This window comes from Skermanella sp., from assembly GCF_059503625.1.
Genome location: NZ_JCACHA010000331.1, coordinates 17,082 through 28,935, shown reverse-complemented (window position 1 = coordinate 28,935; position 11,854 = coordinate 17,082). Strand labels below are relative to the sequence as shown.

The window sequence follows — 11,854 nt, the reverse complement described above, 5'->3', positions numbered from 1 at the left end:
CAGCGGCCTTCCGGACGGCGTACCAGCAGGGCTCGTGCTGCCAGTGGTAGTGCCCGCGGCCGAGCACCAGCCGATCCTTGGCCCAGACGATCTGGGCGCGGATCTCAAAGCCGCAGGCGGTGAGGCTCTCGGCCACCGCGGCGGCGTGGAGAGCGCCATGCCAGACATAGGCGACCTCGCCAGGGAACAGCGCCCAGGCGTCGCGCCAATCGGCTCGGTCATCATTGGCCACGGCTCCGGTGCGGCGGGTGGTGCTGAGGCCGGCGCGGTTGCGCCAGGCGGGGTCGTACTCGACGCCATAGGGCGGGTCGGTGACCAAGAGATGCGGTCTGACACCGCCCAGAGCGGCCTCTACGGCCTCCTGGGTGGTGCTGTCGCCGCAGACCAGCCGGTGGCGACCCAGCAGCCAGACGTCGCCAGAGCGGGTCACCGGCTCGGCAGGGGCCACCGGTACGGCATCGGGGTCGGTGAGGCCGGCGGTGCCCTCCACCAGCAGCGCGGTGAGCTCATTGTCGCTGAAGCCGATCAGCCCCAGGTCGGCGCCCATGCCCTGGAGATCGGCAAGCTCGACCCGCAGCTGCTCCTCGTCCCACCCGGCGTTCAGCGCCAGCTTGTTGTCCGCCAGCACGTAGGCGCGCTTCTGAGCGTCGCTCCATCCGTGGGCGACCATGACCGGCACCTCGGTCAGGCCGAGCTGCCGAGCGGCGAGGACGCGGCCGTGACCGGCGATGATGCCGCCCTCCTCATCGACCAGCACCGGCGTCGTCCAGCCCCACTCGCGGATGCTGGCGGCGATCTGGGCGACCTGTGCGTCGCTGTGGGTGCGGGCGTTCCGGGCGTAGGGGATGAGGCTGCTGACCGAGCGGCGCTCGACGGCGTCAGCGGGCCAAGTCTGGGCGATGTGGCTCATAACGGCCCCGGTCGGTAATTTCGCAAGCAAAGAAATTCAGCGGGGGCTCGGTCCGACAACCAACGGTCGCCGACTTATCATCCCCCCGGGGTCTGACCAACCAAGCGCCATCATCGTCGCGCATCCACGCCATCGCGCTGCGACTCACGTCGGTGGCAAGGCACGCAGATCGGCGTCAGCCAACGTCGGTCGAGGCGTAGCGGGTCATGGATACCGTGGAACCCGCGCGTGTGGTGCACCTCGGCTGCAGCTGTTACGCGACCTGTCTCATGGCACAGCCGACACAGCGGCTCGTCGGCGAGAACCTGCGTTCGAAGGCGACGCCAGTCCTCGCCGTACCCGCGTGCAGTGCTGCTAGCGTCGCGCGCGTGTCGAAAGCCAGAGACCGTCGGCGTCCAACCCTCAGAACGGTGCAGTGGCGAGCGGAGAGGCATGACGGCGTCCTCGGGACGAAGCGCCGCAAGCGACGCAGCGCACGGCAACTATGGGCGCCAGAACTGCGAGGAACAATAACCTTCCCTTTCGCTCTACTACGAAAGCTCCCGCACCTTATGGTCGAAGACCGATCGACACGTAGGCCGATGACCCAGCGTCGAGTACCCCGCCCTATAGCGGTGACGGGTGGTGACGGGTCTGCCCATTACATCGCTATCTAGGTGCATGGTATATAGAGCTCCGACACACCTCATCCGCGTACATATAACGTAGGAAAGCAGACAACCCGTCACTACCCGTCACCAGCGGGGGGGCAACCTAAAAAACGCCGGTATCGGACGGCAGGAGCTTTAGGCCCTTGAACACAGCGCCGGCTTTTGTTCGCTTCTTCACTGCATGCCGCTCAAGAGCCTCGCTGAACCGCTTCTCAGTTCCTGGTCCCTCGTTCCGAGACGAGCACCATTCTTTCCAATCGAGGAACAGCATGCGACTCCCGGTTTCAGCTGTCGGTTCAAGCCGGCATCTGGCATTGACCCACTCGGCGAGGGTATCCTCGTCCTCAAAGTAGCTGTCTGTGGCCGAGATGATGACCGCAGGTGGGTCAAGCCGTTGCTGCTGCCAAGCCAAGCAGCCGCGGATTGCCCAAGCAAGAATGCCAGGAAGCTCCGCGCGCAGTGCCTCAGCAAGATGCGGGTCTGGATTGGCAGGGACATAGGTGAGCGGGACCAAGTGCAGCCGCCGGCGCATGGCAGCATCCGGGTTCTTCAGCGCTGGTCGATGGTTGCCGGCGATCCAGAGCTTGAACTGCGGCGTAAACTCGAACGGGTCGCCATGCATGACGCGGGCAGTTGTGCGATCTCCACTGGTGAGCGCTTTCAAGCGCGCCTCCGCCCAGGGCCGGTCTTGCGCGGTCTCGGTCACGAGAACGAGGCGCGCACCGCGCAGCGCGGCAAGGTGCGTTGGATGCTGTTCGCTGGTCCCGGTAGTGAACACGTCGGCCATGGCCACTTTCGCGTAATCTCCGAGCATGGCGGCCATGGTGCTCAGCAAGACGCTCTTTCCGTTCTTGCCCGGACCGAAAAGGAACGCGAAGGCATGCTCGTCGGTCACCCCCGTCAGGGTGTAACCGATGAATCTCTGCAGGTAGCGAACTACCGCTTTATCTCGGCGAGTGATCTGAAGAAGGAAGCGAAGCCACCGTGGGCACTGGCCGGCTGGACCGACCGCGGTCACTTTGGTGAACAGGTCATCTTGGCGGTGCGGACGCAGCTGCCCGGTGTGCAGATCGACAACGCCGTCCGGCGTGTTGAGCTCCCAGGGATTGGCATCGAAGTCGCCGGCCCGCCGTGCATGCCTCGGGTCTGCGCGCGCAAGGCGTTCGACAGCCGCGATCGTGTTCGCGCTGGCGAGCTTCTTGGCCATCGCCGCTTTACCTTTTCCGCGCTTTCCTGCGTCGGCAGCAACGTTCCGGCAGAGCTGACGCACTTGGCTGAAGACACGCAGGGTCTCATCCGGCATCCAGCAGCTTCCATTCGAGAAGAGCCAGCGGCCCCATGCCGCCACATAGAGCACACGTCCATCCTGCAGCTCACTGAACGCCAAGGCCAAACTGTCGTCCGAAAACTCTGGCGGCAGGTCCGCTTCTCCATCTTCATCGTCAGCAGGCGTAAGAAAGACGTCGCAGGTCAGGTCTTCGACCGTGAGCCATCCAGCGTCCAGCATCTGCTTTAGAACGGTCAGTCGATCCACGCCGTCGCAATGAGCATGTCGGCAATGACAGACGAAGCCGCGGCTGGTGCTGTCGCTCGCGTTCTTGACGAAGGTGGCATCATCAATCCCCGCTTGGCTGTGAGCTGCCTCGTTCACACAGCGGATATGATGCTTCGCCTCGACCACCTTGCCCGTGAAAACACCCGGAGAGCGCGCTCGCAACGCAGTGACGATCTGGAAGCGCGGGCCGAATGTTGCTGCCCACTCTGCCAAATTATAGACTTGGCCTGTCTTGGGGTCGACATAGTCAAATTCGTTCGGAGGCAAACCCATCGAGCTCCGTGCGGACCGCTTCTGCTGCTTGCCTCCGCTCGGCCTAGCCTTCGGCAGATCGAAAAGATCACACGCATTGCCGCTCAAAATCGCGGTTTCAGGCGGCGAACCTTCAGGTGGACGACGTGGCATGAAGAAGGCACGCGACGTGTCCGTGCAGGCTTGGTCGTATCGCAGACCGAGCGAGGCGGCTAAGGCTTCAACCCTTTCCTTCCAGGCGTCGTTGGCCTCCTGCTGGCTCTGGTAGCTGGCGGCCTCCCAGGGGCGCAGCAACGGTATGACCACCCGAAATTTCGGGCAGGGCTGGTGCTCGAACACAATATACTCGGCGTCCTCATGGGCCAGAGTTGCGCCCATGGCGATGTGGGGTAGGTAGCCCTTCTCGACTGTGAGAAAGTCGGCTGGAGCTGCCCGCGAGTCAGAAGCTGCGGCTCGAAACTTCTCCCAGTTGCTTAGTCGGGCTCGAGTGCGGCTTGTCATGTGCGAGTGGGTCGAGGTGACGATCGCCGCGTAGCCTTTCGATGATATGGCCGCGGCAATCTTCCCTAGAGACATCCCGACATCGATATCGAGGAACACCAGCTCAATCCGGGTGGCGTCCATCTTGCTCCGCCGCGTGCCGGAGAACACGGCAGGGACGATGCAGCTGCCCTCCTTGGGACCGACTTGGTGGTCACAGAGCAGAGCGCAGAGTTCCGGCCAGGAGAAGCGCCGGACATCAGTCCAGGGTGTCGCCTGGTTGAAAGCGCCGAAGGTACAGATGTAGGTCTGGCCGGAGCCGTTGGGTGCCTCACGCTGTGCCTGAGCATTCGCGTTCATGACGACATTCCCTCACGCTTTGCCCGCTCTCGGCGCCATTGCTCCAGCAGCGCTCGGCCGGTGATTTCCAGCGCCACTTCGGGGCTGGGGGTTGGCGACTCTGAGGACGTCGAGCGATCCAGCGGCTCTTGCCAGCGGCGCCGGAATGATGGGTTCCGCCACGGGTCACTCATGGCGGCGGCAGATGCGGCGTCCTTCATGCAGACCTCCGCTGCGCTGCCTCGAATGCCTCGATATCCGCGAGGCAGTATAAGACACGTCCACCAACCTTGAGATATTGCGGCCCTTTCTTCTCATGGCGCCACCGCTCCAGCGTTCGTGGCGACATGCACCAGCGTCGCGCGAGGTGGATCTGATTCAGATGGTGGGCTTCGCTTGGAGTCGATGCCGGTGTGCCCTTCATCGTGCTGCCCCCTTCCGCCGAGTCTCGGCTTTGGTGACGACACGCGGCAGGCTGGCGAGCAGAGCTTCGATCGAAGCTGCCGTGACCAGGGTCCGGCTGCCGAGCTTCATCGCCTCAAGCTGCCCCGAGGCGATGAGGCCATAAACCGTGGTCCGACCGATGCCGCCGAGGCGCTCGCCGGCACCCTCTATGGTGTAGGCGTCATTCCGGCGTTCGGGCCCCTCTGGGCCGATAAACCGCTGCTGGTTGGTGTGAGGTGAATCCTGCACTCGTCCGTACTCCGTGGAACACGGGCGGATGGTGCGGGTGGACAGAGCCACTGAAGAATGGGCTTCACTAGTGAAAGGTCGGCTTCAGTGGTCCTTCAGCGGATCCTGGAACTTTCGACTTGGCGCTAGGTAGTTTTTCGCGGCCCTGAGCATTTCAGGTCGGAGTGGCTGCAAGTGAGGCTGGATTGGCAATACGTCCGCAATAACTTCCACGACCTCGTCGTGAGGTATCAGCGGTCCAGCAGCGCCATCGGAGGAGCGGGAAACCGCGAAGGCGCTGTACCATTTCGCGTAAGCCACCATCTGCCGAAACTTAGCTAGATCCATGAAGAGATCATGCGCCGCCGCAGAGCTTTCGACATTTCCAGCGTTGTATTCGTTATGGGCGGTTATGTAAGCAGCCCATAAGGGAGAGATTGATCTACTTTGTTTCCAATACTTCCATATTGTTCGATCTGACGGAACTTTCTTTCGAATGCTGTTCGGCCAATCTTGAATAACTTCCATCGCGCGATTCAGCGATGACTGTACATCGGGGTGATGCAGGGCAATGTTTGCGGTGATCATCAAGAGGACCCCCGAAAAATAGGCGTGCCCCTCAGCTGCACGAGCATAGTCTTTTAGTATTTGGCTTGTTCCTGGCGCCTCCGCTAGCGTACGGTAACTGCCAGCCGGGTTGAAAATTCGCTCGAACACGGTTTCCGAAAACTCGAGGGGATTGATAACTAGGCTTTTGAAGAAAGCCGAGTACCCAGGCATTCGGGCTAGATCGGCCTCGCTTAGCCTCAACTGCTGTGCACGCAGCTTGAACTCGGCTTCTGAGCCTTCCTGGGTGGCCGCATCCTGCGCGGCTGCGATAAGGTCTGCGGATAATGTAGCCAGCGTTTGGCCCATCTTTCGCCGGCTACCATCCCATGTTTGAGCGGCCAGAAAACGTATCCAGGCGAATGGGTCGTCTAGGTCGAGATGTAGAACGAGTTGACCACTCTCTCGCGGCCTCTTTGTCATGGCGACGTCGGACCTCCACTGCGCGAGCCCAGGTTCTGCCGGCGGTCATCTGCGCAGAGTAACCGCGCTGCTTTGGGTCCGCGAGGCAAACATCAAGCCCATACCTCCTCCCGACTCTAGAGGAAGAACTGGCCTCTCGCGATATTTCGACCCATTTCCTTCTTTTACTCGCCAGCACGATGCGCGGCTTAGAGAGCTGTTTTGATCAGTATATTTGACCGATGCTATCAGGAATCCTGAAATTTTGGAGCCTATGCTTATGGTAGCTCAGCTCCCTAACTCCTTGCCCCACCTGCGAGAAGTCAGCAGAATCCTCGCTATTGGCCTACTTCGGCTTCGAGCCGGACATGTCAGCGACCTTGACCGCGTCACCGCACAGGCCAGTGCCCAGGGAGAGAGTTCGCTACACTTCCGCGCCGACCAGAGCATGCATGCGAACCGGCACAACCGGAGACGCGCATGCCCCGCATAACCACCCAGAATGCCGCCCAAGCGCCGACACCCACGATCGCGGCCATCCCGCCGGCGGACGTCCTAGGCCGCCTGGCTGCCCTACAGGCGGCGCCCATTGCTCAGCTGAAGCAGCAGTGGCGCGAGCTTTTCGGCAAGGAGCCGCCGCCCTTCAACCGAGCCTACATCCAGAGCCGCCTCGCCTACCGCATCCAAGAGCTGGCTTATGGCGGCCTGAAGCCTGAGACCCGGGCGCGACTGGAGGCGCTCGGTGAGCAGCTCGACGGCGGCAACGTCGTCCTCCGCCGCATCCGCGCCGATAGCCGGCCGTTGCCTGGGACGCGGCTCATCCGCGAATACGACGGCGTGCAGCACGTGGTCACCGTCCGCGCCGATGACTTCGAATATGAGGGCCGGCCCTACCGGTCCCTCTCCGCCATCGCCCGGCACATCACCGACACGCGCTGGAACGGCTGGACCTTCTTCGGGCTGAAGGGGAGACCCGGAGTATGAGCCGTCGCAAGCTGCCGGCCGACGGCGTCATGCCGGCCTCGGTGAGGAAGCTCCGCTGCGCAGTCTACACGCGCAAGAGCACCGACGAGGGTCTGGAGAAAGAGTTCAACACTCTCGACGCCCAGCGCGACGCCTGCGAGGCCTACGTCGCCTCCCAGCGTGCCGAGGGCTGGCTGTTGGTTCGAGACCGCTACGACGACGGCGGCTTCTCTGGCGGTACGCTGGAGCGGCCGGCGCTGCGGAGACTGCTGGCCGATATCGAGCAGGGCCGCATCGACGTCATAGTCGTCTACAAGATCGACCGCCTCAGCCGCTCGCTCATGGACTTCGCCAAGCTGGTCGAGACCATGGAGGCGCATGGCGTCACCTTCGTCTCGGTGACACAGTCCTTCAACACCACGACCAGCATGGGACGGCTGACGCTCAACATCCTGCTCAGCTTTGCGCAGTTTGAGCGCGAGGTGATCGGCGAGCGGATCCGGGACAAGTTCGCTGCCTCCCGAGCCCGCGGCATGTGGATGGGGGGCAAGGTGCCGCTTGGCTACGTTGTCCACAACCGTAAGTTGGTCATCCTTGAACCCGAAGCCGCAAGCGTCCGACGCATTTATGAGACCTTTTTAGCCACGAAATCCGCCCTCGAAACAGTCCAGCGTCTTCGGAGCGAGGGCATCGCGGCGAAGTCTGGTAGGGCGCTCAACCGCAGCGATATCTACAAACTTATCCACAACCGGACGTACGTCGGTGACGTCTCACACAAGGGGCAGATTTATAGGGGCGAGCACGAGCCGATCGTCTCACGGTCCTTGTGGGATGACGTCCAGGCCATCCTACAGGTCAGCCCAAGGGCCCGAGCCGCTGAGAACCGACAGCACGCGCCGGCGCTGCTGAAGGGGTTGATCTTCGGCGTGGATGGCCGGGCGCTGTCGCCGACGCATTGCCGGAAGAACGGGCGGCTGTACCGCTACTACGTGGCGCAGAGGGTGCTGAAGGGTGATGCCGCGGCCGAGGACGACGGCATTGTGCGCTGAGTGTCGGCCGCCGAGATCGAGGCGGCGGTGGTCACTCAGGTCCGGGCGCTGCTGCGGCAGCCCGAGATCGTCGTTGGCACTTGGTTGGCGGCGAGGGTCGAAGCACCGGATCTGACCGAAATGGAGGTCCAAAGCGCGCTGAAGCGGCTGGATCCGCTCTGGGGCGAGCTGTTCCCGGCCGAGCAGGCGCGCATCGTGCGGGCGCTGGTGGAGCGGGTGGTGGTCGGGCCCGGTGGCGCGGACATTCGGCTGCGGGTCGAAGGGCTAGCTGGCCTCGTCCGGGATCTTGGCGCGTTTGCGCCCGGTGCGGAGTGTGTGACGGCATGAGCGCGACGGCCAGCATCACGGTCCGGGTGCAGCTCGCCATTCGGCGCCGGCCGGGGCGGAAGACGGTGGTGACGCCGGTGCAGGAGGGCGTGCCAGCCGTGCCGACGCGCGCTGATCCGGCGCTGGTGAAGGCGCTGGCCAGGGCGTTCCGATACCAGAAACTGCTGGACGAAGAGCGCTACGCCTCGATCAGTGAGATGGCCGCGGCTGAGCGAATCGAGAGAGGATACCTGGGGACGCTGCTACGGCTAACCCTGTTGGCACCGGAACTCGTCGAGGATGCCCTTAACGGAACTGGACCCGTCGAACTCTCTGCGCGGCGGCTGATGGAGCCCGTCCCCGCTCGCTGGGACGAGCAGCGCGCTGTCCTTCGCAAGGCAGAGTAGCGGCTCGCCGACCCCTCGCGGGGGCTGGTCTGATCGTTGCGTGGAGCCTCCTGCCAGCCCTTCCACGGTCGCGGCTTCCTCCGGCATGCTGGCGTTAAGAAAGCGAGGAAGCCGTCCATGACTAACCCCTCTCTGCCGCGCCGCCAACTGCTTACAGGCAGCGCCGCCTTACCGACCGTTGCGCTGCTGCCCTCGCCTGGCTCACACGGTCGGGCGCGCGCTGCCACGGCGCTCCTGGCCGAAACCATGCACGGCAGGCTGCGCGGCGAAGCCAGCGGGGGAGCACTCGCCTTCAAAGGTGTCCCCTACGCGGCCAGCCCCACCGGGGCCGCACGCTTCGAGCCGCCTGGCCCCCTCGCGCCTTGGGCAGGGGAGCGCGAAGCCACAACCCACAGCTCCTCCGCCCCGCAGTTGCGCAACGCGGACCCACCGCTCTTCGCTTACACGAGCCCGGTCGTGGCGCAGTCTGAGGACTGCCTGACGCTCTGCGTCTATACGCCCGGCCTGCGCGACGGCGCTCGGCGCCCAGTCCTGGTCTGGCTGCACGGTGGCGCCTGGAGCACAGGGGCTGGAACCGCGCCAGTGCTGGACGGCAGTGCCCTCGCGCACGAGCAAGACGTGGTGGTGGTGGCGGTGAACCACCGCCTCAACCTGTTCGGCTTCCTCTACGCCGAAGGGCTAGGGCCGGAAGCCGGCAATAACGGCGTGCTCGACATGATCGCGGCGCTACGCTGGGTACGCGACAACGCCGCGGCCTTCGGCGGCGATCCGGGCAACGTCACCATTTTCGGCCAGTCAGGTGGCGCTGCCAAAGTTGCCGCCACGATGGCCGCGCCGGCCGCCGAAGGGCTGTTCCATCGTGCCATCATGCAGAGTGGGTCGGGGGCGCTTCGGCTGGCCATGCCGGAGGACGCGGCTCGGGCCGCGCACGGACTGTTGGCAGAGTTCGGGTTGAAGGAGGGTGAAGCAGCGAGGCTGCGTGAGCAATCGGTGGAGCGGCTGCTGGCCGCCATGGCTAAGGTGGTCTCCGCCAACGGAGGCGCCAACAACTTCCGCCCCGTGCTGGACGGCGTCGTGTTCCAGCAGCACCCGTTCGACACCGGCGTGCCCGCGCCGGCGCAAGATGTGCCGTTGCTGATCGGCTCGGTGGAGACCGAGATCACCTACAACCTGGCGCCAGACCGCCGGAACTTCTCCCTCTCGGCCGATCAGGTCCGGGCGCGGGTGCAGCGCTTCCTTCGGCTGGACGCGACAGCGACCGATCGGGTGCTATCGGACTATCGCTCCGCCATGCCTGGGGCTTCGCCGAGCGATCTGCTCGTGATGATCTGCTCGGATCAGAACTACCGCATGGGCATGATCCGGGCGGCCGAACTGAAGGCTCGAGCAGGCAGAGCACCTGCGTGGCTCTACATGTTCACCTGGCGTAGCCCGGCCATGGATGGGCTGCTGCGTACGCCACATACAGCGGAGTTACCCTTCATGTTCGGCAATCTCGGCACAGCGACAGAGTTTACGGGCAACGGTCCCGAGTTGCCAGCGGTGCGTCGTCGGATGATGGCGCTATGGGCCAGCTTCGCCCGCACTGGAAGGCCGCAGGCACAGGACGTTCCGGACTGGCCGGCCTACGACGTAGCCGGGCGCCCGACCATGCTATTGGGCAACGATGCGCGCCTCGAGCCCGACCCGGCCGGGGCGCAGCGGCGGGTGCTGAGCGAGGTACCGCGCTTCGAGTACAGCCATCCGATAACCTTCACGCGGGACTAGTCGGCCTCGGCAGTACCCCGCTGCTGTCGCGCCGAAGTTTCGAAGACGGCTACGCGACCGCACCCACAAGCATCACGGTCCGCGAGCGGCTGCGGATCTGGTACCGCCTCAGCAGGAAGACACTGGTGACGCCTACGCAAATGAGTGTGCCGGCAACGACGACTCATGCTGACCCAGCACTGGTGACGGCGCTGAGGCGGGCGTTCCGGTATCAGCGGCTGCTGGGCGAAGGGCGCTACGCCTCCATCAGTGAGATGGCGGCGGCGGAGCGAATCGAGCGGGGGTATTTGGGCACGCTGCTGCGGCTGACGCTGCTGGCGCCGGATCTAGTCGAGGCGGTCCTGGATGGAAGGCTGCCTGAGCAGATGAGGTTGCTGAGGCTGATGAAGCCCTTATCAGTGGCATGGGATAAGCAGCATACGGCTATGGTCCGGCAGTAGAGCTCGGAGCGTCTGCTTGACCCTATGCAGCCCAACCCGCACCCTCAGGGGCAAAACCGGGAGGAAATAACCACTATGATATCCCGCCGCAGGCTCGGCGCGACTGGCGCCCTTCTCGCTACCTCGACACACCTTCGAGCCCAAGGCAGCTGGCCAGGAGAGCGTCCCATCGAGGTTATCGTGCCCTATCCGCCAGGAGGCGGGGTAGACATCATGGCGCGTGTCACCCTGCCCTTCGTGGCGCAGCACCTGCCGGGGGCGCGTTTCGTTGTCACCAACCGCGCCGGCGCCGGCGGACAGGTGGGCTTTGAAGCTTTGTTTAACGCGGCGCCCGACGGCTACGTCCTGGGCGCGCTGACGGTGCCAGCCATCAGCACCTTCCCGCTCGAACGCCAAGTTCGCTATCGGCCGCTTGACTTCAGCTTTCTTGCGAATGTCGTCGACGATCCGGGCACTGTCTACGTCGCCACCAACTCGCCGATCCAAACGCTTCAGGACTTGGTGCAAGCGGCCAAAGCCAGGCCGGGACAGATCAACTACGGCACCACGGGCGTCGGCTCCGACGATCACCTGCTCATGCTCACTTTGGAAGGGCTGGCGGGGCTGCAACCCATGAACCACGCACCCTTTGCCGGCTCGGCGCCACTTCTGGCTCAGGTGCTTGGTGGCCATATCGAGCTTGGCGTCGGCAATATGGCAGAGATCCTGTCGGCCATGCGTGAGGGCCGCGTGCGGGCACTCGGCCAAGCCGCAGAACGCCGTTGGGAAGCCGCCCCAGACGTTCCAACTTTCCGCGAGCGCGGCTACGACATCGTTGCCGGGTCCGCCCGAGGTATCGCCGGACCGCCGGGCCTGCCGCCTGACATCCGCGCGCGCTTGGAGCGGGCCTTCACCGCAGCCTTCGCCGATCCAGCTTTTACACGGGAGGCCGAGCGAGCCTCTTTGCCTCTGCGACCACTGGTTGGCACCGCCTATCGCGACATGGCGGCGCAGGTCGAAACCTCAGTCCGTGCAATCTGGAAAGTTCGACCCTGGAGCGGTTGAGGCGGCAGCCTG

Annotated in this window: 11 protein-coding genes; 7 read left to right on the top strand and 4 right to left on the bottom strand. The window is 64.1% G+C overall.

The genetic code is table 11. The features are described 5' to 3' along the window. The 4 genes from AC5JJ6_RS07625 to AC5JJ6_RS07610 form a co-directional block, all read right to left on the bottom strand. On the bottom strand, nt 1–910 hold a 910-nt coding region (locus tag AC5JJ6_RS07625), incomplete at its 3' end, for a ParB N-terminal domain-containing protein (protein WP_496041462.1). Nucleotides 911–1,663: 753 nt separating this feature from the next. Further along, nucleotides 1,664–4,207, bottom strand: a complete 2,544-nt coding sequence (locus AC5JJ6_RS07620; RefSeq protein ID WP_496041461.1) for a phage/plasmid primase, P4 family — start codon at nt 4,205–4,207, stop codon at nt 1,664–1,666. A gap of 399 nt (nt 4,208–4,606) precedes the next feature. After that, a complete protein-coding gene (locus tag AC5JJ6_RS07615; protein WP_496041460.1) occupies nt 4,607–4,879 on the bottom strand; it encodes a helix-turn-helix domain-containing protein in 273 nt (90 codons plus the stop codon). An 84-nt stretch (nt 4,880–4,963) separates the two neighbouring features. Continuing rightward, the gene (locus tag AC5JJ6_RS07610) at nt 4,964–5,773 is read right to left on the bottom strand and encodes a hypothetical protein (protein ID WP_496041459.1); all 810 of its coding nucleotides are present in this window, start codon (nt 5,771–5,773) and stop codon (nt 4,964–4,966) included. A gap of 573 nt (nt 5,774–6,346) precedes the next feature. Between AC5JJ6_RS07610 and AC5JJ6_RS07605 the strand changes: the two genes are divergently transcribed. The 7 genes from AC5JJ6_RS07605 (at nt 6,347) to AC5JJ6_RS07575 (ending at nt 11,842) form a co-directional block, all read left to right on the top strand. Further along, nucleotides 6,347–6,850 (top strand): DUF2924 domain-containing protein, encoded by a 504-nt coding sequence (locus AC5JJ6_RS07605; protein ID WP_496041458.1) that lies wholly within the window; start codon nt 6,347–6,349, stop codon nt 6,848–6,850. Then, nucleotides 6,847–7,878, top strand: a complete 1,032-nt coding sequence (locus tag AC5JJ6_RS07600) for a recombinase family protein (RefSeq protein WP_496041457.1) — start codon at nt 6,847–6,849, stop codon at nt 7,876–7,878. Before AC5JJ6_RS07605 ends, AC5JJ6_RS07600 begins: the two co-directional genes overlap by 4 nt. After that, nucleotides 7,879–8,205 carry a hypothetical protein gene (locus AC5JJ6_RS07595; RefSeq protein ID WP_496041456.1) on the top strand — a complete coding sequence of 109 codons (327 nt, stop codon included), beginning with the start codon at nt 7,879–7,881 and terminating at the stop codon, nt 8,203–8,205. Then, nucleotides 8,202–8,591 (top strand): hypothetical protein, encoded by a 390-nt coding sequence (locus tag AC5JJ6_RS07590; protein WP_496041455.1) that lies wholly within the window; start codon nt 8,202–8,204, stop codon nt 8,589–8,591. Before AC5JJ6_RS07595 ends, AC5JJ6_RS07590 begins: the two co-directional genes overlap by 4 nt. Before the next feature lie 117 nt (nt 8,592–8,708). Beyond that, complete coding sequence (locus AC5JJ6_RS07585) at nt 8,709–10,358, top strand: carboxylesterase/lipase family protein (protein ID WP_496041454.1); 1,650 nt, start codon at nt 8,709–8,711, stop codon at nt 10,356–10,358. 125 nt (nt 10,359–10,483) lie between these two features. Further along, nucleotides 10,484–10,798 (top strand): hypothetical protein, encoded by a 315-nt coding sequence (locus tag AC5JJ6_RS07580; protein WP_496041453.1) that lies wholly within the window; start codon nt 10,484–10,486, stop codon nt 10,796–10,798. Nucleotides 10,799–11,011: 213 nt separating this feature from the next. Beyond that, complete coding sequence (locus tag AC5JJ6_RS07575) at nt 11,012–11,842, top strand: tripartite tricarboxylate transporter substrate binding protein (RefSeq protein ID WP_496041452.1); 831 nt, start codon at nt 11,012–11,014, stop codon at nt 11,840–11,842. The last annotated feature ends 12 nt before the right edge of the window (nt 11,843–11,854 follow it).

What these genes read in the sequence shown, in the direction of transcription:
- AC5JJ6_RS07620 (WP_496041461.1), bottom strand. Translation starts at nt 4,207, where the DNA reads ATGAACGCGAATGCTCAGGCACAGCGTGAGGCACCCAACGGCTCCGGC.
- AC5JJ6_RS07585 (WP_496041454.1), top strand. Translation starts at nt 8,709, where the DNA reads ATGACTAACCCCTCTCTGCCGCGCCGCCAACTGCTTACAGGCAGCGCC.
- AC5JJ6_RS07600 (WP_496041457.1), top strand. Translation starts at nt 6,847, where the DNA reads ATGAGCCGTCGCAAGCTGCCGGCCGACGGCGTCATGCCGGCCTCGGTG.
- AC5JJ6_RS07590 (WP_496041455.1), top strand. Translation starts at nt 8,202, where the DNA reads ATGAGCGCGACGGCCAGCATCACGGTCCGGGTGCAGCTCGCCATTCGG.
- AC5JJ6_RS07575 (WP_496041452.1), top strand. Translation starts at nt 11,012, where the DNA reads ATGGCGCGTGTCACCCTGCCCTTCGTGGCGCAGCACCTGCCGGGGGCG.
- AC5JJ6_RS07610 (WP_496041459.1), bottom strand. Translation starts at nt 5,773, where the DNA reads ATGGGCCAAACGCTGGCTACATTATCCGCAGACCTTATCGCAGCCGCG.
- AC5JJ6_RS07605 (WP_496041458.1), top strand. Translation starts at nt 6,347, where the DNA reads ATGCCCCGCATAACCACCCAGAATGCCGCCCAAGCGCCGACACCCACG.